The organism is Pseudescherichia sp. (genome assembly GCF_031987975.1).
In the GTDB taxonomy this organism is placed as follows: domain Bacteria; phylum Pseudomonadota; class Gammaproteobacteria; order Enterobacterales; family Enterobacteriaceae; genus Pseudescherichia.
This window is the reverse complement of the sequence record NZ_DALZYX010000014.1, coordinates 1-20,889: the sequence shown is the minus strand read 5'-3', so window position 1 is coordinate 20,889 and position 20,889 is coordinate 1. Positions and strand designations below refer to the sequence as shown.

Genomic DNA, 20,889 nt, shown 5'->3' with positions numbered 1-20,889 from the left:
TAAGGGGTGCGGACAGGATGCGGAAGAGGGAGCGTCGGGTCAGCGATAAACCCTAAACAGGAATTTCAAAATTAATTGCAGGTCAGTGCCGGTGGCAGGTTTAGCTGTAAATAAAGGTTCATTGTGATATTAAGAAAACTCAACGGTAAACAGAGGGAAAATGAAAATGATGAAGACTGTTCTGAAGGCCACGTTAATCACTGCACTGATTACCGGCCCTGTTCTTGCGGCCGACGGTACTGGCAAAGTCCAACTTTCAGACCTGCATTTCGCCACAGCAGCAAATGGTTTGCAGCAAATTGAAGGCACGGGAACAAACGTGTCAGGTGGGCCTGTGAAGACTGTAATTGTCAAATTCAACTTGCTTCAGAATGGGGCAGTAATAGGAAATACGGCAGCGATGGCTGAAAATCTGGAGCCGGGTCAGCAATGGAAGCTACAGGCACCCTACGACAGCATAACCAACAAGCCAGACAGCTTCAAAGTGACAGAACTGACGGTATTTAATAACTGACACTGACGCGCCAGTAACAGTGGTTTCATGGCTTGTCTGCTGACGGCAGGCGCGCAAAACAAGTTTTGCACGCCTCCGTCCAGCCCTGATTTAAAGATACTTCTTGAATGAGGCAGTGGTCACGGTCACGGCGATACCCAACAGGACAGCCGCCGGCAACAACAGCAGATTGGGGTAGACTGCAGTGGGCCAGGAAAGGTACAGCATGGCGGGCACCACGGCTGCCGGTTTGACCAGTTTCTTGGCATGGTGATAGACAAAAGAACTTTCATACCCCGCCCCGTAACGCCGCAGATCACGCCGCCCCAGCCCCTCAACCAGGGCCACCACCACGACCAGCACAAACAGCGGGACGGACAGCACCAGGATGGTGACGCGTACCAGTGTGATAATGCTTATCCATACCGTGGCCAGCAGGTATTCACGCAGGTAGCCGGCAAGCCAGCCGCTCCAGCTGTTGATTTCCCGCGTGACTGCATTGTCACTGTGCATCTGGTGCGCATACTGCTGCCGGACCCAGTCAAGGAAGCCACTGTCCACAAAGGCCCACTGATACGCGGTGCTAACCCAGCGCACAACCGTCACCGATGGCTCAGACAGCAGCAGGCTGCGGGTGAACTCTGTGGACAGCCACCCCAGCTCGGTGTTCATGACCGCTTCACTGTGCGCCGCCCCGGCTTCCGGCCAGAAGAAGGCGATGCCGATATATTCAATCAGCAGGCTCAGCAGCAGCGAGGACAGCACCACGCCCACCAGGGCCCATGGCCAGCCCCAGAGCAGATTATACAGAATGCCGTGCTTGCGTTCCGGCAGCGTCTGCTGCTGTGGGGGACGTTTTACCTCAGCCATTCGCCCCTCCTGTGACCGGCACGTTCAGGGCCGGGCCGTCCCGCCACCAGGATTCGCCGCTGTGATAGCTGCGCCGCATCTCCTCCGCTATTTTCTCAATACTTTCCGGCATCAGCACATCATCAGCATCCCCGGCAGGCAGCGGCATGCGGATTTTCCACAGTTGCCCTCCTTCCAGCAGGGCAAACGCCTGCCCTTTTGGTAGCGTCACGATATCGGCCGGCTCCAGTAGTGGGACTTTTACCGTCCCGACGCGGTCCTGGGTGCTTGAGGTGAAGTCCTGGTCTGCATTGACATCCGCCGTGTCCTGGTGCCCGGAGACCAGCGTTTTGGTGTAAATCTCCACCTGCGGCAGCTGCGTGGTCAGCAACTCGGCGGTGCGGTTCTCCCTGACGCGCAGCATAATCAGGTTGTTAAAGTTACCCTGTACCTGGGCCGTCTTGGCCGCATTCCCGATGCGTGCCTCAATATCAGAAGACGTCTGGGTATAGGCCGTCACCTGCATGCCGGCACCGCCCCCTTTGTTGATGAGAGGAATAAACTCATACCCCATCAGCTCGTTAAACTCATCGCAGTGCAGGTTAATCAGGGACTTCCCTTCTTTCCCGCCCGGCAGGCCCGCATTGATACCGTGTTTATAAATGTGCCCGGCCACACTCACCAGATCGGCGAACATGGAGTTACCGACCGCGCTCGCCACTTCACTGTCACTGAGCGCATCGAGCCCCACATACACCACGGCTTTTTTACGGATGATCTGTTCCCAGTCAAAAATCGGCCGCGTGTCGTCAATGTCCTGATAATCCGGCGACAGCAGCTCGGCGGTCTTGCCGGTGGTCAGTTTTTCCAGCAGCGGCAGCAGCGACGCCACGATTTTGTCAAAGTAAGTACGGTCATAACGTACCGCTGACCGCAGCCCGTCAAGGATGGGATCATAGAGTTTTTTACCCTCTTCTGAACTCAGGGCAACCTCAATGGCCCAGATACGTAAGGCATCCGGCTGACCCTGCATGTTACGGGGCACGTCGTCCTCTCCCAGCACCTGCTGATTATTCTCAATCTGCGTCTGCAGAGCCGGCAGCTGCGCCTGGATGATTTTTTCCGCATAGCGGATATAGAGATCGGCGATATTGTTCACGTAGCGCATGATCAGCGTGTAGTCAGGGCGCTCACCCAGGGCGACCAGCGCACGGGCGATGATGTTGACGAACCGCCAGGCAAATTCGCGAAATGCCGCGCTGTTCCCCTCACCCGACAGCTGACCGGCCACGCGGGACGCCACCTCTGACACGCGACCAAAACGCCCGACGGCATTATAACGGGCTGAAATTTCAGGCCAGCCAAGATGAAAAATATACAGCTTGTCCCCGCGTCCGGCCCGGTGGGCCTCTGCCCAGACGCGTTTCATCAGGTCTGCGTCGCCTTTCGGATCAAACACGATGGTGACTTCACCCCGCCGGATATCCTGGGTGACCAGCAGCTCTGCCAGCCGGGTCTTCCCGACGCGCGTGGTGCCGTACACCACCGTATGGCCAACGCGCTCCCCCAGAGCCAGGGTGACGTCTTTTTCGTCGGGCTCGATGCCGTGCAGCGCCGGATTGCCGCCCACCGGTGGTAATGGCCGCACCGGGTTCAGCGGCGTATCGGCACTCAGCAGCTTACCCAGCCAGGGCAGACGGTGCTCTGTCATCATTTCGAGCTGACGCGCCCCCAGGTAAAAGCGGTTTGGCTGCAGGTAACGGGCCACTTCAGGGCGCAACGTATCCTGCAGCCGCTGGGTGTGTTTCTGCGTCCAGCGGAACCCCCGGCCTAGAAACAGGCGACGATGACTGACGGGGATCTGTTTAGTACTCATGACATAGCGCGGCAGGCGGCGGAGATTCCGGCGGTAGCGAATAATCTTCATCCCCTGATGCGTGCGGGTGACGGCCAGCGCCGCAAACCCGGCTGCGGTGACATAGCTGACAGACGGAGCCAGAGCGACAGCCCAGGGTGCCTGCACACAGACATACGCCGCCATGCCCGATACCACGGCGGTATTCAGCTCAACGGCCGGACGCAGCAGGGCCTCAATGACGTAACGGTTACTCATCGTCTGCCTCCTTTATAATTTTACCGTCGGCTATACGGATATACGTTCCCCTCCCGGCACCGGCTTCCCTGCAGGAAAGGGAGTGGTAACGCAGGGCATCCGCCAGTAAGCGCCAGAGCACATACAGAACATTCGACAGGATGAAAAAAATGATCCATACAGCCCGCAATGACAGCAGGTAATTGTTCGCCGCGGTTTCTGTGGAGACGGCAGTGACGGTACAGGCTGCCGGCTTTGCATCAGGCGGAGCCGCATTATCAGGCGCCGGGCATTCCTCCCACATGTAATGTCCGGGCGGCGCGGTGCGCCATGCCGTTGCCTCCTTCTGCAACTGGTCGTTCAGGTCACTGACCGGATGGCCGAAAACAAGCCAGGCGAGCAGGTAGACACCGCCGAAAGCGGCAGGCACGAAAACGGCATGACGGAATAAACAGAACACAAGCCACAACGCGTAACGCAGGCTGTTCAGGAAGATGTGCATAAAAGATTCCTCAGAGATACTGCCGGACGTCCTGACCGGCGAGAATGGCCAGCAGGCGTTGCCCGCTGATGATGCGCAGACGCGGTGACGCCGTGCGAATGGTGCGGCTCATTTTTCCGGTACGGCCCGTGTGGATAAACAGCCCCCGGCGGCCGGACTGCAGGAGAAGCCGGTCGAAGTCCTCAACATGTGCGGGGGAAACAGCACGACTGTACCGTTTGGCCTGGATAAGCCAGTGCTCACCGTCAATGATGACCTGACCATCAAGGCCGCCGTCACCGCTGTAGGAGGCATTGCGCACCACGGTCAGCCCCTGGCGTTCAAAGGCAGAGAGCAACAGCTCTTCAAAGACATAGGGACTGACTTTGCGCAGATAGCTCAGACGCTGCCCGTCTCCCGGCAGGCGGGTCAGTTTATCCAGTACCCGCCCCGCCGTTGCCCGGTATCGCCGGTGACGGCGGGTGCTGGCTTTCTCCCGCCGACGCAGGTTCAGAAAGGCCATCACCACCAGGAAAAGGACAACCAGTATGACCGCCCCGTAAGGGTGCGCCATCAGCAGACCGTTGATATCTGGCGCGCTCATCACGGCTTAACCTGCTGCGTCAGGCCGGTATCGGTGATGAGTACCGGATAATGCGCAATCTGCAGGCGACGGGCCAGTTCGCTGCCGGAAGCCGGGGCCAGGCTGACACCGGGTGCCAGCTCGCGCAGCTCGCGCACGGTATCCATGTCTGTGACGTTGACTATCATCCCGGCCGCATGCTGTTCAGCCAGCGCGCCGGCATTGGCTTTCAGCCATTCACGGGACAGAGCATCATCCCCGATCAGAAACAACGCCCCAATGCCGGGCAACTGCAGCGGCCGGTCTGCTGTATTCCCCGGGCTCAGTTCAGGTGTGTTAACGGGTAACATACCCGCCATCCCGTCAGCCAGGGGAACACCGTGGTCCGGCTGGCGTGAAGGCTGTACGTCACTGACGCCGGGCATGCCGGGCTGTTTATTAACGGCCTCAAAATACGGCGCAGCATCTTCACCGCCCAGATCAGCAATCACATTCAGTTCAGCATGGCCGGTCAGGGGAAGGAGGGTAAACAGCAGTAAGGACAGCGTTTTCATCAGGGTTATCTCCCGGGTTCAGTCCAGACGAAGCCTGGATCGGGGGTGAGCGCAGCAACCGAGCGGGGCGCTTCAGCTGCCGGCGCAGAAATGCGGGGTGCAGGGCTGATTTTTGCCAGATGCCCTCTCACAATGGCGCGGTAACGTGCAGCAGGCTGACCACCTGCGGGATGGTGGTAGCAGCCGGCCGCATCCAGCCAGCTGCCTGGCTTACGCGCCCAGCACTCACGCAGAATGGTGGCGGCGGCGTTCAGGTTGGTGTAAGGGTCAAACGCATCCCACGTCGAGGCAAAATGATGACCGTTCCAGCCCAGATTGACCTGGGCAATACCGACATCGATGCGCTTAAGCGGGTGACGCTTCATAAAGACCTGCAGCGCCTGCCAGGCCTGCAGGCGCGTCTCATAGCGATACCCTTTGCCTGCCACATTGATGGTCCAGGGCCATGGCCGTATTCCGCGGGGAAGTTTGCGCGAAGACTCGCTCAGTGATACCGAGTAAAGCGCTTCGGGGGGCACGCCGTGCGCCATGGCCACGCGGACGTAACCCTCCGGCACCGTCTGGTCAGCATGGCCGTCAGGGACGGCCGCCATCAGTAAGCCCAGCGCCAGCGCGCCGGTCAGAATGCTGCGATTGCCCATTTACCGTCTCCCGCCTGCTGCAGTAAAACCGGCATCAGGCCGTTACCAAAGCGCATCCACCGGCCGCCGTCGTGGTTAAGCGTGATCTGGCGCTTGCGGACCTTTTCCACGGGAATGTGATGGTCCCGCGCCCAGCTGCGAAGCGCATCATCACTGCCCTGGCTGTCGACCAGATAGATGTCCACCGGCCGGTTGTCAGCCAGCACGGCAGACAGTTTCGCGTCGCAGGTTGCGCAGTCTTTTGACCTGACGAACAGTGCCAGCCGGCCGCCACTGTCGTGCGCCACGCCGGAGGCGTTCCCCATATTGACCGGCAGTGTGCCCGGATACAGGCGCTGCCAGGCCGCGTTCACCTCACGCTGGAAATCAAGCTCTTTCTGGGTGCGGGCAAACTCTTCCTTCACCCACTTTTCAGCAAACTTACGGCGCTCTGCCGGCGTCTGCGCCTCGATACCGAGGGTGGAAAGCGGATCGAGACCCGGCGACTGGGTACCCCGGGGTCCCTTCATCAGCTGCTGATAACGCTGATAATCGTCGGCACTGAGTCCCCACTGACCGGCCTGCTGCTGCAGGTTTTGCTGTGCGGAGTCCGCCCGTTGTGTTGATTCCTGTCGGCTGACATCCGTCTGTCCTGATGTGGTCGCGGCCAGGGTCAGGGGACTCAGCAGCATGGCGGCTAAAAAGGTGTGTTTCAGTTTCATCATTCGCTCCGTTATTCTGCTCTGAGCACGGTCAGGCGGCCGTTAACCCGAAACGTCGCCTCACCATAACCGGCACTGACCAGCGTCCAGCCGGCAACGGTTTCGCCCTCTCCGACCAGGGCCACCTGCGACAGGCTGCTGTAGCCCCGGGGCGCGATGGCAGCCCAGGACTCTGCCCCCCGCTTCTCCACGCCCGTCAGCACAAAAGGCGCATTGCGGGCCACGCGAAGGGACGGAGCAGCACGACGTGTGTCAGCGGGACGGGGCTTTTTTGCAGCAGGCGCGTTTTTTTTGACCGGTGCGGCGACAGGTGCGGCGGGTGCGGGTGCCGGCTGTGATTTCAGCGCTGTCAGCTGCTCAGTCAGCGCACTCAGGCGGGTTTCCAGCCCCTGCTGGGCGTCCTGAAGGGTTCGCAATGACTGACGCACGGCGTCGTCGCTGCCGGCCTGTTTCGCAGCAGCGCTCAGCTCCTGCTGCATCTCACCAAGTTTTTTCCGGGTATCCTGCAGGCCGGTTTTGAGCGTGGTCACATCTGACTGCAGGGCCGCGACTGTCTCAACAGTGGCCGCTGTACTGCCCTGAGATTCAAGGCGTGCAAGGCGTTCATCAAGGTTCGATATGCCCAGACTGAAGGCGGTGTAGCCCAGCGCCAGAATGCCGGCCAGCGCCACACCGCTGGCAGCGCCCCAGATGAGGCGGCAGCGGGGACGCCAGCTGAATCTTTTACGAGCCGGAGCGGGGTCAGTATGGAATGGTTGCTGTTCGCTCATTTTCTCAGAAACCCTCCGCTGACAGGTTTAACGGGTACTGACTGAGGGGCGCTGATGGCCGGTTGTGACACGGCGGACGGCGCAGGCGTGGACCAGCTGCTGACCGGCGGCGGAAGCTGGGAGACCGGCAGCTGGTAGCCGTCGCGCAGGCTGTGGCAGACCACACGCTGTACATCATCCACCTCAAGCTGCCAGGCCGGACCGGCCAGGACCTGCAGGGCAGTACGCAGGCGCATCGGGCCCAGCTGGTACTGAACCGCCGGCAATGCCTGGCGGTAAAGCACGCCGTTGGCGGAGCCTGTCGCGCACAGGGAATAACCGGACTGGCGCAGGGCGTAACGCAGCGCATCCGCCACGGTAGGATGCAGGGATGACGGGATACGGATATCAATAATCTGGGAGAGAGGGTCACGCTGGGCCGCCTGCGGATCGGTGCTGACCAGCAGATAACGATCGTAGCGCACCACTTCCGGCGTCCGCGCATACTCGTCCGGAGAGACCGGCTGAACGTTGCGGGTGACGGTGGTGCCGGGTGTCGGGTCGGCAGGCGCACGCTGTTGCAACTTTTGCGGCTGGGAAACACAGCCCGCAAGGAGCAGCAGGGGAAGAACAGTGGCAAGCCTGCCTGGTGAAAATACGTTGTGAGAGGTGTTACGTTTCATCCGGAATTTTCCTGTACAGTGATAAAACAGCCCTCACTGTGCGGAATCGGTCCGGTTTCACTCAATTAACAACTGATTTTCCGTTGATGAAAAAAAACGCCACCCGAAAGGATGGCGTTGCGGTGAAACAGACAGTAATCAGTCCGGGTAAAACTCGTTACTGAGAATAGTATCTGTTGTCCAGATGCTGTCTTCAGGAAAGATATCCAGACCTATGCCGGTTTCTTTGGAAGCATCGGCGCGGGCGTCAAACCACACATCCGCAAGCCATTCAGGATCAGAAAACGCGCTTTTCAGGCTCGGCGTCTTGTTCAGACGTCGTACAATCAAATCACGCTGACCTTTAATGGTTAACTCCCAGCTTTTACCTCGATGGGTTGGCTGAAACTTCCATTTAAGAAGGTGGGCCAGTAAGACAGCCATACGGCTGGCCAGCTCACGCTTTTCACTTTTGCCCACGTCTTCAATCTCCTCGGCGATGTTCTCAATATCAATCTGACTGAGCTTTCCGGCACGCAGTAAAGCTGCCTGTTCACTGGCCCAGGCAACAACGTCTGAATCGTAACGTGCTCCCATACAAGCCTCCGTTAGTCAAAAAGTGAAGAAACGGCCAGAACAGATATGCTCCGGGGATAACATAAGATGCAACATAAAAAGTTGCTTCCTGAAGTTTGTCAGAGACAGTCATAACAGTCAAAGCTCCATTAATTCAGAGGGCGTGAATTGCCACTCTGGAACAGTCATACCCGAATCCAATGAACGGTATATCGTCATCGAAGTCCATCGGTGGCGCACCGGCACTGCTGCCGGAGGCCTGGCCACTGTGAGTCGGTCCTGAAGGTTGCTGAGGCTGCCCCCAGTCATTCCGGGAAGACGTATTCTGTCCGCTGCCGGACTGGCGGCCGCCAAGCATCTGCATGGTGCCACCAATATTGACCACCACCTCTGTGGTGTATTTCTCCTGGCCGGCCTGATCGGTCCATTTGCGTGTGCGCAGCTGACCCTCGATGTAAACCTGGGAGCCTTTGCGCAGATATTCACCCGCAATTTCTGCCAGCTTGCCGAAAATAACCACCCTGTGCCATTCGGTCACTTCTTTCTGTTCGCCGGACTGCTTATCGCGCCAGCTCTCAGACGTGGCCAGAGAAAGGGTGGCAACTGCACTGCCGTTGGGAATATAACGAACTTCAGGATCCTGGCCGAGGTTTCCGACAAGGATAACCTTGTTAACGCCGCGTGAGGACATAATCATTTCTCCTGTAAGGAATAAAGAAACACCCCGCGAACGGGGTGTGTCAGGTGCGCATCAGAATGAGTTTTCTGCGTAGTTTTGTTGTGCGGCAGAGCCATTCTGCGGCGGCACGGAGTCAGATTTTTCAGTCTTGTAAACCATTTCCTGGCCTATTTTGATCCAGTCCACCTTTATCAGGCGGGCTTTCAGACTGACGCGCTGTTCGCCGGCATGGTCGCCTTTGTTCAGCGTAAATATGTCCGTGGACGGGTTACTCAGGTTAAAGCCCAACAGGACTTTCTTGTCTTCATCGACGGCTTTCTGGCAGCGGGCGATAAGGCTGGTTGCCTCTTTACCTGCGACAGAAATGTCAAAACGGACGTAGGCCGGATTATCAGTCGGACCACTCAGTGCATTTATTACGCAGCTGAGGAACGAGCCATTCTGATGGTTAACCTGGCGGATGTTGCTGAGATACCCGATGCCTTTGATAGTCAGGTTGAAGTACTCAGATTTTGCAGATGCAGAAGTATTGTTTGCAGACATGATGTTTTCTCCATGGAGGTAAAAAAAGGTACGGCGGAGAAACCATCTGCCCTGACGGGAGTGGTTTCCCGTCGGGGGTCAGGATCGGTTGAATCCTGAGAGTCTGGTATGTTGAAAGGACCTCAATCACTGTGCAGTGATATCCGTTTCCAGAGGTTAAACGGATTTACCACCCGAAGGTATCCTCTCTCAGGCTGCGAGGATTTTCCGGTCACCCGAAGGTGTTTCTCTCAGACCGGTGAAACGTTAGCTGGCAGTCACCCTAAGGCGTTTCTCTCAGACTGCTGAAACTTTAGCTGGCTGTGAAAAACAGCGGTAAGCACTGTTGATTTTTAAACCAAACAAGCCTGGTGTCAACCCATAAAACCAGAAATGAAAACGGCGCTGCATATGCAACGCCGTGGGGGCTGTACCAGACCTTAATGTATCTCACTACTCCGGGGATCCGTTCCCGACGCGATTTTCACGGAGCGCATGCGTCTTACAGTTCCTGCCAGATGTGCGATGGCAGACCGTCGTGCCGGTTGCCAGATTAATCCCGTTAAAGTTAAGCTGGCTGCCTCCGGCAAAGGGGTACATATCGAAGCGTAGTCACATTAGCAGAACCCGGCCCGGGGTTGTACAGTGAAATAACTCATCACGGTGCGGATGATTCTGTTTTTGTCCCTGATGCTGCTTTTTTGCGCTTTGTGGTCTTTTTCCCGTTGGTGTTAATAATACCTTTGCAGTCTGGGTAACGCACGCAACCCCAAAAATCTCCTTTCTTACCTTTGCGTTTACGTGTGGGCCCTTTGCATAACGGACAAGGGGGCGTGACGGGAGCGGTGATTTTCACACTGTCCTGGCGGCCTTTTTCGACAAGGTGACGGGTCCACTGCAGCTGCTTTTGCATAAAGACCGCAAGCGACATTTTCCCCTGCGAAATATCATCCAGTGCCTGCTCCCATAATGCGGTCATGCCCGGGCTCGTCAGCGTTTCCGGCAGGGCCGCAATCAGCTCCCGGGCCATCTGCGTTGAGTGGATGTGCTTCCCTTTTTTCTCCAGATAGTGTCGTTTGAAGAGGGTTTCGAGTACTGCCGCACGCGTCGCCTCTGTGCCCAGACCTGCGTTATCACGCAGCACTTTCTTGAGCTTCGGGTCACTGACGAAACTGGCCGCGTTCTTCATGGCAGCAATCAACGTCCCCTCCGTGAACGGTTTAGGCGGACTGGTTTTCATATCTTTAACCTCAGAACCGGTGACAGCGCAAATATCCCCTTTTGCCAGCGCCGGCAGCGCCATACTGTCACCGTCGACGTCCTCTTCATCGTCATCTTTTTCAGCCTGGAACAATGACTTCCAGCCCGTCACCACACCGACTTTCCCGCGTGTACGGAACAGCTGACCACCGATATTGAAAGACGCCTCCGTCACGTCAGATTCCTGCAGCGGAAGGAACTGGGCGAAATAATGCTGGCGAATCAGATGGTAGACCTTCAGCTCATCGGCGCTGAGGCGCGACAAATCAAATGCCTGTCGGGTGGGAATGATGGCATGGTGCGCGGTGATTTTCTTGTCATTCCAGACACGCGAGACAAACTTCCTGTCCAGCTGATTCAGTACCGGGGCCACAGCGGGATCGGATTTTGCCACTGCCGCCAGAACGTCGGGTATTTCCTGCTGCATCGAAGTTGGAAGGAAACCGCAATCTGTCCGGGGGTAGGTGGTCGCTTTGTGGGTTTCGTAGAGGGATTGGGCAATGGCGAGCACATCATTTGCGCCCATGCCGAACTTTCGGGAGCAGACCTGCTGAAGGGTGCCCAGGTCAAAACAGAGGGGGGCCGCCGTTTTTTCCCGCTTCTGTGTTACCTCCAGTACCACAGCCCTGCCCTGCTGCTGACACAACTGCCCCACCGCCCGGGCGGCCTGGGGATTGATGCAACGCTTTTCCTCATCACAGTACTGCTCAACGGGCACCCAGACTGCCCGGAACCGGACGCCCTCTTTTTCAATAAGCGCATGTACCTGCCACCAGGGCTTTGGCACGAAGGATGTGATTTCATTATCCCTGTTAACCACCATAGCAAGCGTCGGCGTCTGTACCCGCCCGACGGACAGCACTTCTGACACCCCTGAGTCACGGGCCTTAAGGGTATAAAGACGCGTCAGGTTCATGCCAATGAGCCAGTCCGCCTGGCTCCTGCCCTTGCCGGCATCATACAGCAGGGCTGTTTTTTCCCCCGGAAGAATACTGCTAAGTGCTTCCTTCACACTGGCCTCATCCAGGGCTGACAACCAGAGCCGGCGTACCGCGCCACTGTAGCGGCAGTATTCCATCAGCTCACGAGCGATCACCTCGCCCTCGCGGTCGGCATCGGTTGCGATGACCACTTCAGACGCCTTTTTGAGCAGCTTACTGATAACGGTGAACTGCGATTTTGTCTGCTCTTTAACGACCATTTTCCAGGCCTCAGGCAGCACAGGCAGAACATCGGCACGCCATGGCCTGCCATACTGCTCGCCATAGGCTTCAGGGCTGGCAGTTTCGAGTAAATGGCCGACCGCCCAGGTCACAACGATGTTACCGCCGCTGATAAATCCCTGCTCACGCTTGCTGATACCCAGCACGCGGGCAATATCCTTTGCCTGGGAGGGTTTTTCACACAGAAAGAGTTGCATGTGTTGCCTCCCGCATCAGCGTTTTTCACCCGCCGCAACAGCGCGGACATCATTCATCAGCTTCGTGACGCCGGACCCGGCCAGACGCTGTGATGATGATGAGCGATAGACAACATAGAGCCTGCTGCCGGACCCGTTTTTCTCGATTTCGATATCCAGGTGATCACGTCCGTTCCAGTCGGAGCCCATTTTGTAGTAGCTGCCCGGCATGGCGTCCCAGACGGGATGCGCATCATCTTCTGCCGCCGCTTTCCAGTCGCCGTCATTTGCGGCCTGCCGCAGTGCCTCAAGCTCCTGTGTGGAGATAAATTTGTAATGGCGCTTCAGGCGGGCCGCCGCGGTATCCACATCGACCGGCACGGAGAACGTTTTATCGACGGACTGCATGGCCTGTTGCCCCGCCGGGCTCATCAGCGGCATCCCGCCACTTTCTCCGCTGTCGTTGCCGCCTAACGTTTTTGTCAGGTTCGCAGCGGTATCGCTGACCTGTTTATTAATCGCAGCCCAGTCCGTTGTTGCGCATCCGCTCAGTAAAAAGAAGGAGGTGAGGAGGAACACAGGGCGAATCATATTATTTCTCCTCCTGAACGGCTTTTCTCAGAGGTGGAGAAAAGGAAGAGCGTTTCTTACCAGTAAGAATGTCAGTATCGGGCATGCCCAGTTTTTCTATTGCCTGTTGTGCTTCTTTAGTCTGGATTGCTATGTCAGCACGGTTAACCTTGACGGTTCGATAAAGGCGTAGCACACCATATACTTTTCTGATTAAGTGAGCGCAATGGCTCAGTAGTTCATCGCGACGGTTGCGGGATATGAGACCGTAATGAGCCGCCTGGAATGCTTTAAGGGCCATCTGGTCATATCCGACGAGTACCCATACACATCTGTAACCCAGCGGAGAACGACTGTATACGCCTATATTAAGTGGAGACGAGGAGGCAATGTCAGAAAATGAAACAGCAGGGGGAACTGATTTCAATATGACCTCAAGTTCTTCTACCCGGCTTTTGATATGTTCTCCAGCTTCATTCAAAAGCGTTTCAACCCTGAACATCGCCTCATCTGCCCATGGGTTATCTGCCAGGGAATCCTGATAAATAATTCCTGAGCGCTTAATAGCCTGGGGCATACTCATGATGGCATGCTTAACTTTCTTTACACCCTCCTTCGCCTGAGCCTGCGGGCGGCCTTCCCAGAGACGGATAGCATAGTTTGAGTGGATCTCGATTTTCAGGGAGGATGTGAGTCCGCCCGGTTTATCGCTTCGCGTTTCATTTTCAGTGGTCATGAAATCATCTCCTGTAAGATCCCGGTCAGGTTCGACCTGAGTCAGTGATACTCTTCAGGCAGGAGCTTGGGGACAACTAGAAACCAGATCCCTAATCTCGGAAATTCACTTATATGGCTTCATAGCGGGCTGGCTCAGGGCGTTGAAGTAGTCAGTTATATAGAATGACACCTCAAACTGCTTAAAAATCAAAAGATAAAATCCTTTCATGTTTTACTCAAACCAGACCCATACAGTGCTGTACATTTTTTATCCGCCGCTGCCACTCGCAGCACTGTTTGCTTTTTAACCACTGCTGCCACTCGCAGCACCGATTACTTTTTAACCACTGCTACCACTCGCAGCACCGATTGCTTTTTAACCACTGCTGCCACTCGCAGCGGTGGTTGTTTTTTAACCTCCGGTTCTAGAAGTAGCTATCTATCGTTTAGCTTTCTACGAATATCTCTAACCAAATTTCGTATGTTCTCTTCCGATACAGGATGGACAGAAGAACGTGGTTCTGGCTTCCACAGCTGTTGTTCAGGACGCTGAGCATTTTTTTGCACGGCACTCTCAGGCGAATCATCAGCCTGACGGGGCGCGTATAACCTGCCCTCACGGGCCTTTTTCATTACGGCCAGCAACCAGCCAACCGGGTTGCTGAGCTGCTGGCGTGCCATCACCTTTTGCAGGCTGAGCAGCACAAGTTGTGCCTGTTCTTCAGGCAGCGCCTGCAGCTGGGCGGTCAGCATGGCAATATCTTCTGCCGGCACAAGTTCATGCAAACTGTCGGGAAGCACAGGTTTACCCGGTACGTACGTATTTTTATTCACACTGTGTGTGATACTACGTACGTAATGGTTCGGTTTCCGAACCCGGTCATAACTGCCTGTTTTTACTGGCAGTACGGATTCCGAACTCAGTGAATTGTTGTATCTTTCTGGGCTGAGTTCGGTATCCGAACCCTGTTTTTTAGCGATGATTCCTGGCCGTTTATGACTGAGTTCGGTTTCCGAACCCGGTGCGGGACGGGGTATTCGGTGATGATGTTTCGCCATCTGGCTGGGCGTCTGTGGGCGGTCCAGACGCGATTCGATCAGCGCAAGATGGCTGCGATAATGGCGCATGGTGGGGTCGTTTTTTATATCGTCGAGCACTTCGCGGGCGGTCTGGCTGATAGTCCGGTTTTTACTCAGGCAGGCATCCGCCACCGTATCAAGGAAGCGGGGGTCGAGCGTTTCCGCATCGCTGAACGTCAGGGGCTCATCGTGCTGAGCATAGATATTCCCCCGCACCCGCCCTTTATCATCCCGCACGCGTTTACAGAGGCTGAGCCAGCCGGTTATTCGTAGCATAAGCAGGACGCGGCTTACCGTTTCCCTTGAGGCTTTCCCCTTTCCGGGTGAGGCAAGCTGCAGTTGCAGTTCGTCATAGCTGGGGAAAACTGCCCCCTCATTATTTTGTGCATACAGCCGGATCATCATCCAGCCCATCTTGTCCAGTGGTGACAACCGCGTGTCGAGCAACAGCCGGCGGGGAATGGAATCATGCACATTTCCGGTAAACAGCAGGCCGTTACGTATCCTGCCATCATCCCGCCGGGGTCTGGCCGCAAGGCGGGCATTCATTTTATCCAGCGTATAAGCAATCAGGCTTTCTGCAGGCAGACTCATTATTTTTCCTTTTCGGCCGCCATCACGGCCGTTCTGAACTGTCAGTATGCTTAGTAATGCACCCGCGTACGGGTGCAGGGTAAACAGGCTGTCATGCTGCTATTTCCGTATGGCGCTGTTATAGCGTTCGTGGCTGAGAAGAAGCCATGTCCGGCCTTCGTTGCGACTCAGCAAACGCCAGAACGGGCCGAGATCGATTTTGTAGTAACCGCAGCCTTTCTCATCGAGCCGGGTGTAATTACGCGCCCCCTGCCGGAAACGGCGAACCTGACGTAACGCCTTCTGACAGCATTGCGGCGGCGTACCATGGGGAGCCCGCAGGCCCGGCGCAACCATCCTGTATTTCATGCCGTCTTCCTTACCGGCGTTCGTGCCGGAGAAGGCTGCCGGGTTTTGTGCCAGCCGCGGACGGCATGCCAGACGGACGTCAGCGAGACGTTCATCTGTTCTGCAGCCAGCATCATTACGTCCAGCCCGTCAGCACTTTCCGCATCTTCAACGCCGGACTTTTGCCACTGACGCCACAGGGCGGCGTTTTCCTCATCACCCAGTGCGTTACCGCGCCCCGGCCGGACATCGATACCGGCAATACGACGGCGGGCCGCCACGTCCGTACTGGAGAGCCCGAAGTAATTGGCCATCAGTTCAATGGAGCCGCCCAGCGCCAGCGCCCGATCGATACGCTGGAGTCGTTTCTGTTCCGTCCGGGCCTGCTGCAGCATGCGCACCAGATTGCCGTGATTGATGCCCACACTGATGATCGACACCTCACTGCCGGAAAGGTAGTGAAGCTCTTCGAGCGAGAGCCCCTGCAGCATCTGCATTTCCTCGCGGTTCAGTCCCAGCGATTCGCAGCGGCGCAGATAGCCACTTCTGAGATCCATAACCAGCTGCATCAGCAATCCGTTGGCAGCCTGAGATAAACTGTTCATCATTCCCCCTTAATCCTGACGGTAACCAATGGCTGCCGGACCCCGGCCGCTGACACCATGATGAATACGGGCATTTTGTCCGGCTTCATACCCCTGATAACGTGCTGTATCCGCCCCGCGGCAGGCTTTCAGTTCACGGGTTGTGACTGTTTTCATACTGCGGCTTTCCAGCCAGTGGCTCATCACCTGCTCCTCCTCGCTGCTGATGTCAGTTGCCGATATCACCTCACGCACCCCACATACCCAGCCGTCACGGAACTGCTCCGCTCTCGCCCGGCGTGTGGCCAGTTTCAGCCGCTTACTCTGGGTTTTGAGATAAGAATTTGTGGCATCTTTCAGCTGGCGCGTCAGCACATCAAAGGCATAGGCTGCTATCTCAGGTTTTTCAATGAATCCGTAAAAGGTTACCGAACGGCGATACCCGGCAGAGGTCTGACGCCATGAGTAATAAGCGCGGCAGCCAAAGGCATGACAGACGCCCCGGACAAGGGTCACCATCCATTCCGGAACTTTTTCAGCATCCGAAGGGGCCGTGCGGGAAGACGCCTCGCGCACAGATGTAAGACTGGCGTCAAGCTCGCTGATACCGTATCTGGCCATCAGCTTCTGGGCACGCTGCAGGGCCAGTCCTGCCTCATGGGCATTACTGTTGCTGCGGCCCAGCTTCAGCAGTTTCCTGACAAGATTCAGCAGTCGCAACTGTCGCTGTGAGTTATTCATCACTGTTATCCTCCCCGTACGTCAGACCGCGTTGCAGCTCCCGAAGACGGCGCATAACGCGCATCAGGCGCAGCAGTTTCAGAGCATCTTCATCTGTCAGTGCAGGTGCTTCCCCCTCACCCGGGCCGCCGGTGAAAAGCTCCGGCAGACCACACACTCCTGCCGCAGGATGCAGCGCAGGCGCTTCGCCGGTCAGGCCCAGCAGAAATGCGGCGGCTTCAGAACACACCTCACCTGCCCCGACGTAACCGGCAGACATGTCATTGTCGCGTTGCGGAAGAATTTCATCTTCGCAGCCAAGGACCTCACCCAGCTCCCAGGCCAGACGAAAAGCGGTATTCTGCAGGTGTTCGATATCGTCCTGATGGGCCGGCACATGCCAGATGCTGTCATTAGTCACTGGCGCGTCATCCTGCAGGACAACTTCAGGTTCTGGTGTTAAAAGAGAAAGCAGGCCATCCTCCCCATTGTCCTCTTCTCCACCATTCTCTTCTCCGTACCCATCGGAGAGGGTAACCAGCCCGCTAACATCCCCGCTCTCACCTGAAATGACCGGCGCGGCACCGTACATATCTGGCTGAACCTCATGCCGGGGGGGCTGTTTATCCAGTTTTTCAGGTGGGGTATTATCCGGGGCGGGCGTTACCGGCTCTCCTGAGATTTCACGACGTGGACTGGAGAAAGGCTGCGCGACCTCAACAGACTTCTGCGCCGGTGTGGCCTGACCTGCAGAGTCAGCGGTGACGAGGCTGTTTACGGGAGGGATGGACACCGGTTCTGGATCGCCGAAGTGATGTCTGCGGTTACGTTCTTTAGGATCCAGTTCCATCATCCAGCGGTCATAATCCAGCTCCGGATGGGGCAGCGCATGCAGTAAATCACCAATTAATTCATCGCGAAACATCTCAAGAGACCACAGTTCCGGTGAGTTGAAACGGCCACAACACTGGCCAAAAACGTCGCTGAAGGATTTGTCGCCTGTGTCTGAAATCAGGCAAAACTCATCCCACACGCGTTCAGCATCATGCCGGAGCGCCAGCAGCGCCGTTATCTGAGGCCTGCCGAGCCCGGACTCAAGCAGGTCTGGGATCCACGGAAAAAGATATTTCAGTGCATCTTCCATACGGCTGATAGTTGAATTATGTACCGGCAGACCTTCACGGGTCAGAAGCTCTGACAACTGTCGTAAAGAGACTGGCTTTCCTAACTGCTCTTCATATATAGAGCGGGCTTTGTGGATCCCCTGCGCTTTTTCAATAAAACTCAGTTCCCCGCGCACTTCATTCTCTGCCAGATGGCCGATAACACACTGCAGCCGTCCCGGCCACGGCTTGAACAACACATGGACACGGAAAAAACGGTCTTCTCCGGTCTCCTGCCACAGTTCTGACAGGATCTGATAACGTGTATTACCACCGTCGCTGAAGATGTACATATCGGGCTCACCATCCGGGTCACGGGTGACTTTGGGTACGGTGTCCAGCCCGCGCGAACGGATGGAAGCCTTGATATCGTCATAACGCGGATTGCGTGATGTTCGCGGATTATCAGGATTCGGGCTTAACTGGTCGAGCGTCAGGACCATGGGCATTTCAGCCGCCGGCATGACGCTGATATTGCCGGCCGCCTGCGACTGGCGTCCGGGCTGCAGCATGGCAGCCCCCACATTAGAACTTTTACGGCTCATGCCTGTTTCCTCCCGCTGCGGTAACCGAAGTCATAGCTGCCTTCCTGAAACTCCGAAAAGAGGGTATAACGCCCGTCAAATTTGACTTTCACCGTGCCGGTTGGCCCCTGCCGCTGCTTGCCGACAATGATCTCAGCCACCCCGGCATCAGGAGTGCCGGGGTTATAAACCTCATCCCGGTAAATAAACATGATGAGGTCTGCATCCTGCTCAAGCGCACCAGAGTCACGCAGGTCACCATTATTAGGGCGTTTATCGGCCCGCTGCTCCACCAGGCGGTTGAGCTGGGAAAGCGCCAGTACCGGACAGCCCAGCTCTTTACCGAGCGCCTTAAGCGAGCGGGAAATTTCCGCTATTTCCTGCGTGCGGTTTTCCTGCTCGGGGGAGCGGACAAGCTGCAGATAGTCCAGCATGATGAGAGAGGGTCTGCCGTATTTGCGGACATAGCGACGGGCGCGGGCGCGCAGTGTAGCCGGGGTCTGGTAGCTGGTATCATCAATGATCAGACGGTTTTTCCATTCAATAATGCGACCGGTAGCCGCTGACACGCGAGCCCAGTCTTCATCATCCATGTTGCCGCTGCGAAGCCGGGACAGTTCCACCCGGCCTTCCATCGCCAGCAGGCGCATCATCAGCTGCTCTGAGGGCATTTCAAGACTGAACACAAAGACGTGATCGTCAGGTTTTGCGCCCACGGCCGCGGTGCAGGCGGCCATGGCCAGCGACGTTTTTCCCATGGAAGGACGGGCGGCCAGCAGGGCCAGATCGCCGGGCTGGAGACCACAGGTCATCGCGTCCAGTTCACTGAAACCGGTCGGTGTGCCGGTGAGGCCGTCACTGGCGGACATACTTTCCAGATGCGTCAGCAGTTTATCCAGCGCCTCGTTAACGCCGGTCTCACTGTTGAGCTGCATGGCTCCCTGTTCGGCAATGTTAAACAGCTTACCTTCGGCCGACTCAAGGATGCCGGCCGAGCTGGCTTTCGGGGCCTGCACATCGGAAAGAAGACTGTTACCCACTGTCATCAGCTGCCGCAGGCGGCTTTTCTCCGCCACCACGCCGGCGTAAGCAAGGATATTGGCTGCAGACGGCGTGTTTTTACTCATTTCAGCCAGATAAGCAAAGCCGCCACACTGTTCAAGGTCGCCTTTGTTCTCCAGCCGTTCCGTAATAGTGATGAGATCGAGCGGTAGCCCTTCTCCGGCCAGCTCGGCCATGACGCGGAAGACCATACGGTGCGGCCGGGAAAACAAATCTTCCGGGGAGATTTGCAGTATCACCTCATCCCACCGGTCGTTATCAAGCATCAGTCCGCCCAGTACGGCCTGCTCAGCCTCATAAGAGCAGGGCATCATCATCTCAGACATGACGCACCTCCCGGGTCAGAACGTCACTGAAATGGCTCTGCCACTCAGGGAACAGTTCACACGCGAGGTCGTGCATGGTGACGGCTGCGGCCGGACCTTTGCGGCGTGTTTTGTATTCCAGACGATGCACGGGCTGCTGCTTGACGTGCCCCAGTTTGAAAATATCCAGCGCCTCGATACGGGTATTGAGTAAACGATAAACGTCACGGTTGCCCAGCGCAGAGGCGTCGTAATGTTTTTCGTTAATGATGGCGGCAAGACCGTCCATTGCTTCACGGTCAAGCAGAGTGTTTTCGATACAGTTGACGAGAATGGAAATATCAGGAAGGCGGATACCGTAATTTTCATAGGTTTTCAGGCGGGTAAGCATGTGAAGGGAGCCGCGGATAAATTCACGGACATCCGGAAGGATGGGTTTAACAACGCCCATCACATTACCGGTAGAGGACAGGAGGGAAAGCTCAGTCATAACGCCTGTTGCGCCTTTAGAATCCACAATAATGGCGTCATAACGGTTAAAGAAAGGATGCTGAAGTATGTTACGCAGGCGAAGACGGCCATCTGCAGCGTGGAGCATCGCGGTCGGCAACAGTTCGTCCGGGTCGTTTGAGTAGATGACATCGAGATTTTTTATGGCGGTCTGCGAAATGCATTGCGTATGGTCACTGACCATCTGCATCAACAATTCATAGAGACCGAATGGGGATTCATGCTCCAGCGCGAAGATACTGCTGGCTGTGGGCTGGGAATAGTCTGCATCCACAAGAAGGGTATTCAGGCCAGCATCGGCAAGAAAACCGGCAAGGTAAGCAGCAAACGTGGATTTGCCTTCTCCACCTTTGGGAGAGATAACGGGAAGTATTGTCATTTTGCACATCCAAAACAATGGTTTGGATGTATGCGTTAGCGATTATTCACATCTCTGTAACACAAAGGCAAAAAATTTAACTTTCCGGCAATGGGATTGAAAATCCCCGTGTC

Annotated in this window: 23 protein-coding genes; 1 reads left to right on the top strand and 22 read right to left on the bottom strand. The window is 56.4% G+C overall.

Annotated elements, in window-relative coordinates:
• Positions 1-166 precede the first annotated feature (166 nt).
• Positions 167-514 carry an FxLYD domain-containing protein gene (locus tag RTN40_RS19380; protein WP_016808262.1) on the top strand — a complete coding sequence of 116 codons (348 nt, stop codon included), beginning with the start codon at positions 167-169 and terminating at the stop codon, positions 512-514.
• 90 nt (positions 515-604) lie between these two features.
• Here RTN40_RS19380 and RTN40_RS19375 read toward each other — a convergent pair whose 3' ends face one another.
• From RTN40_RS19375 to RTN40_RS19270, 22 genes are all read right to left on the bottom strand, one after another.
• A complete protein-coding gene (locus tag RTN40_RS19375) occupies positions 605-1,363 on the bottom strand; it encodes a TIGR03747 family integrating conjugative element membrane protein (RefSeq protein WP_006785966.1) in 759 nt (252 codons plus the stop codon).
• A complete protein-coding gene (traD, locus tag RTN40_RS19370; protein ID WP_006785965.1) occupies positions 1,356-3,455 on the bottom strand; it encodes a type IV conjugative transfer system coupling protein TraD in 2,100 nt (699 codons plus the stop codon). Before traD ends, RTN40_RS19375 begins: the two co-directional genes overlap by 8 nt.
• The gene (locus RTN40_RS19365) at positions 3,448-3,936 is read right to left on the bottom strand and encodes a hypothetical protein (RefSeq protein ID WP_006785964.1); all 489 of its coding nucleotides are present in this window, start codon (positions 3,934-3,936) and stop codon (positions 3,448-3,450) included. Before RTN40_RS19365 ends, traD begins: the two co-directional genes overlap by 8 nt.
• Positions 3,937-3,946: 10 nt before the next feature.
• Positions 3,947-4,519, bottom strand: coding sequence for a restriction endonuclease (locus tag RTN40_RS19360; protein WP_006785963.1), 573 nt, complete (start codon positions 4,517-4,519; stop codon positions 3,947-3,949).
• Entirely contained in the window at positions 4,519-5,052 is a 534-nt protein-coding gene (locus RTN40_RS19355; protein WP_006785962.1) for an integrating conjugative element protein, read from the bottom strand. The genes RTN40_RS19360 and RTN40_RS19355 overlap by 1 nt, the downstream gene beginning before the upstream one ends.
• A 5-nt stretch (positions 5,053-5,057) precedes the next feature.
• Positions 5,058-5,693, bottom strand: coding sequence for a transglycosylase SLT domain-containing protein (locus RTN40_RS19350; RefSeq protein WP_006785961.1), 636 nt, complete (start codon positions 5,691-5,693; stop codon positions 5,058-5,060).
• The gene (locus tag RTN40_RS19345) at positions 5,672-6,394 is read right to left on the bottom strand and encodes a TIGR03759 family integrating conjugative element protein (protein ID WP_006785960.1); all 723 of its coding nucleotides are present in this window, start codon (positions 6,392-6,394) and stop codon (positions 5,672-5,674) included. Before RTN40_RS19345 ends, RTN40_RS19350 begins: the two co-directional genes overlap by 22 nt.
• An 11-nt stretch (positions 6,395-6,405) precedes the next feature.
• Positions 6,406-7,164, bottom strand: coding sequence for a hypothetical protein (locus tag RTN40_RS19340; RefSeq protein WP_020899224.1), 759 nt, complete (start codon positions 7,162-7,164; stop codon positions 6,406-6,408).
• On the bottom strand, positions 7,161-7,826 hold the full coding sequence (locus RTN40_RS19335; protein WP_006785957.1) for a PilL N-terminal domain-containing protein: 666 nt from the start codon (positions 7,824-7,826) through the stop codon (positions 7,161-7,163). The genes RTN40_RS19340 and RTN40_RS19335 overlap by 4 nt, the downstream gene beginning before the upstream one ends.
• A 138-nt stretch (positions 7,827-7,964) precedes the next feature.
• The gene (locus RTN40_RS19330) at positions 7,965-8,402 is read right to left on the bottom strand and encodes a DUF29 domain-containing protein (protein ID WP_006785955.1); all 438 of its coding nucleotides are present in this window, start codon (positions 8,400-8,402) and stop codon (positions 7,965-7,967) included.
• A gap of 133 nt (positions 8,403-8,535) precedes the next feature.
• A complete protein-coding gene (locus RTN40_RS19325) occupies positions 8,536-9,072 on the bottom strand; it encodes a single-stranded DNA-binding protein (protein WP_006785953.1) in 537 nt (178 codons plus the stop codon).
• A 60-nt stretch (positions 9,073-9,132) separates the two neighbouring features.
• Positions 9,133-9,603 carry an STY4534 family ICE replication protein gene (locus RTN40_RS19320; RefSeq protein ID WP_006785950.1) on the bottom strand — a complete coding sequence of 157 codons (471 nt, stop codon included), beginning with the start codon at positions 9,601-9,603 and terminating at the stop codon, positions 9,133-9,135.
• A 637-nt stretch (positions 9,604-10,240) separates the two neighbouring features.
• Positions 10,241-12,262: a DNA topoisomerase III gene (locus RTN40_RS19315; protein WP_312229863.1), complete on the bottom strand. Its 2,022-nt coding sequence runs from the start codon at positions 12,260-12,262 to the stop codon at positions 10,241-10,243.
• Positions 12,263-12,277: 15 nt separating this feature from the next.
• Complete coding sequence (locus RTN40_RS19310; protein ID WP_006777724.1) at positions 12,278-12,832, bottom strand: hypothetical protein; 555 nt, start codon at positions 12,830-12,832, stop codon at positions 12,278-12,280.
• A 1-nt stretch (position 12,833) separates the two neighbouring features.
• Entirely contained in the window at positions 12,834-13,547 is a 714-nt protein-coding gene (locus RTN40_RS19305; protein ID WP_010615557.1) for a PFL_4669 family integrating conjugative element protein, read from the bottom strand.
• 416 nt (positions 13,548-13,963) lie between these two features.
• The gene (locus RTN40_RS19300) at positions 13,964-15,202 is read right to left on the bottom strand and encodes an STY4528 family pathogenicity island replication protein (RefSeq protein WP_006777723.1); all 1,239 of its coding nucleotides are present in this window, start codon (positions 15,200-15,202) and stop codon (positions 13,964-13,966) included.
• A gap of 99 nt (positions 15,203-15,301) precedes the next feature.
• A complete protein-coding gene (locus RTN40_RS19295) occupies positions 15,302-15,550 on the bottom strand; it encodes a hypothetical protein (RefSeq protein WP_004115572.1) in 249 nt (82 codons plus the stop codon).
• On the bottom strand, positions 15,547-16,137 hold the full coding sequence (locus RTN40_RS19290; RefSeq protein WP_006777722.1) for a DUF2857 domain-containing protein: 591 nt from the start codon (positions 16,135-16,137) through the stop codon (positions 15,547-15,549). The genes RTN40_RS19295 and RTN40_RS19290 overlap by 4 nt, the downstream gene beginning before the upstream one ends.
• A 6-nt stretch (positions 16,138-16,143) precedes the next feature.
• Entirely contained in the window at positions 16,144-16,854 is a 711-nt protein-coding gene (locus RTN40_RS19285; protein WP_312229862.1) for a DUF2786 domain-containing protein, read from the bottom strand.
• A complete protein-coding gene (locus RTN40_RS19280) occupies positions 16,847-18,541 on the bottom strand; it encodes a ParB family protein (RefSeq protein ID WP_006777719.1) in 1,695 nt (564 codons plus the stop codon). Before RTN40_RS19280 ends, RTN40_RS19285 begins: the two co-directional genes overlap by 8 nt.
• Complete coding sequence (gene dnaB-PI, locus RTN40_RS19275) at positions 18,538-19,908, bottom strand: SPI-7-type island replicative DNA helicase (protein ID WP_006777718.1); 1,371 nt, start codon at positions 19,906-19,908, stop codon at positions 18,538-18,540. The genes RTN40_RS19280 and dnaB-PI overlap by 4 nt, the downstream gene beginning before the upstream one ends.
• Positions 19,901-20,776, bottom strand: coding sequence for a ParA family protein (locus tag RTN40_RS19270; RefSeq protein WP_006777717.1), 876 nt, complete (start codon positions 20,774-20,776; stop codon positions 19,901-19,903). Before RTN40_RS19270 ends, dnaB-PI begins: the two co-directional genes overlap by 8 nt.
• Positions 20,777-20,889: the final 113 nt, after the last annotated feature.

Coding starts and splice junctions, on each gene's coding strand:
- RTN40_RS19375 (WP_006785966.1), bottom strand. CDS start 1,363: ATGGCTGAGGTAAAACGTCCCCCACAGCAGCAGACGCTGCCGGAACGC.
- RTN40_RS19295 (WP_004115572.1), bottom strand. CDS start 15,550: ATGAAATACAGGATGGTTGCGCCGGGCCTGCGGGCTCCCCATGGTACG.
- RTN40_RS19345 (WP_006785960.1), bottom strand. CDS start 6,394: ATGAAACTGAAACACACCTTTTTAGCCGCCATGCTGCTGAGTCCCCTG.
- RTN40_RS19360 (WP_006785963.1), bottom strand. CDS start 4,519: ATGAGCGCGCCAGATATCAACGGTCTGCTGATGGCGCACCCTTACGGG.
- RTN40_RS19340 (WP_020899224.1), bottom strand. CDS start 7,164: ATGAGCGAACAGCAACCATTCCATACTGACCCCGCTCCGGCTCGTAAA.
- RTN40_RS19335 (WP_006785957.1), bottom strand. CDS start 7,826: ATGAAACGTAACACCTCTCACAACGTATTTTCACCAGGCAGGCTTGCC.
- RTN40_RS19355 (WP_006785962.1), bottom strand. CDS start 5,052: ATGAAAACGCTGTCCTTACTGCTGTTTACCCTCCTTCCCCTGACCGGC.
- traD (WP_006785965.1), bottom strand. CDS start 3,455: ATGAGTAACCGTTACGTCATTGAGGCCCTGCTGCGTCCGGCCGTTGAG.
- RTN40_RS19325 (WP_006785953.1), bottom strand. CDS start 9,072: ATGTCCTCACGCGGCGTTAACAAGGTTATCCTTGTCGGAAACCTCGGC.
- RTN40_RS19330 (WP_006785955.1), bottom strand. CDS start 8,402: ATGGGAGCACGTTACGATTCAGACGTTGTTGCCTGGGCCAGTGAACAG.
- RTN40_RS19290 (WP_006777722.1), bottom strand. CDS start 16,137: ATGATGAACAGTTTATCTCAGGCTGCCAACGGATTGCTGATGCAGCTG.
- RTN40_RS19270 (WP_006777717.1), bottom strand. CDS start 20,776: ATGACAATACTTCCCGTTATCTCTCCCAAAGGTGGAGAAGGCAAATCC.
- RTN40_RS19315 (WP_312229863.1), bottom strand. CDS start 12,262: ATGCAACTCTTTCTGTGTGAAAAACCCTCCCAGGCAAAGGATATTGCC.
- RTN40_RS19350 (WP_006785961.1), bottom strand. CDS start 5,693: ATGGGCAATCGCAGCATTCTGACCGGCGCGCTGGCGCTGGGCTTACTG.
- RTN40_RS19365 (WP_006785964.1), bottom strand. CDS start 3,936: ATGCACATCTTCCTGAACAGCCTGCGTTACGCGTTGTGGCTTGTGTTC.
- RTN40_RS19280 (WP_006777719.1), bottom strand. CDS start 18,541: ATGAGCCGTAAAAGTTCTAATGTGGGGGCTGCCATGCTGCAGCCCGGA.
- dnaB-PI (WP_006777718.1), bottom strand. CDS start 19,908: ATGTCTGAGATGATGATGCCCTGCTCTTATGAGGCTGAGCAGGCCGTA.
- RTN40_RS19305 (WP_010615557.1), bottom strand. CDS start 13,547: ATGACCACTGAAAATGAAACGCGAAGCGATAAACCGGGCGGACTCACA.
- RTN40_RS19300 (WP_006777723.1), bottom strand. CDS start 15,202: ATGAGTCTGCCTGCAGAAAGCCTGATTGCTTATACGCTGGATAAAATG.
- RTN40_RS19320 (WP_006785950.1), bottom strand. CDS start 9,603: ATGTCTGCAAACAATACTTCTGCATCTGCAAAATCTGAGTACTTCAAC.
- RTN40_RS19380 (WP_016808262.1), top strand. CDS start 167: ATGATGAAGACTGTTCTGAAGGCCACGTTAATCACTGCACTGATTACC.
- RTN40_RS19285 (WP_312229862.1), bottom strand. CDS start 16,854: ATGAATAACTCACAGCGACAGTTGCGACTGCTGAATCTTGTCAGGAAA.
- RTN40_RS19310 (WP_006777724.1), bottom strand. CDS start 12,832: ATGATTCGCCCTGTGTTCCTCCTCACCTCCTTCTTTTTACTGAGCGGA.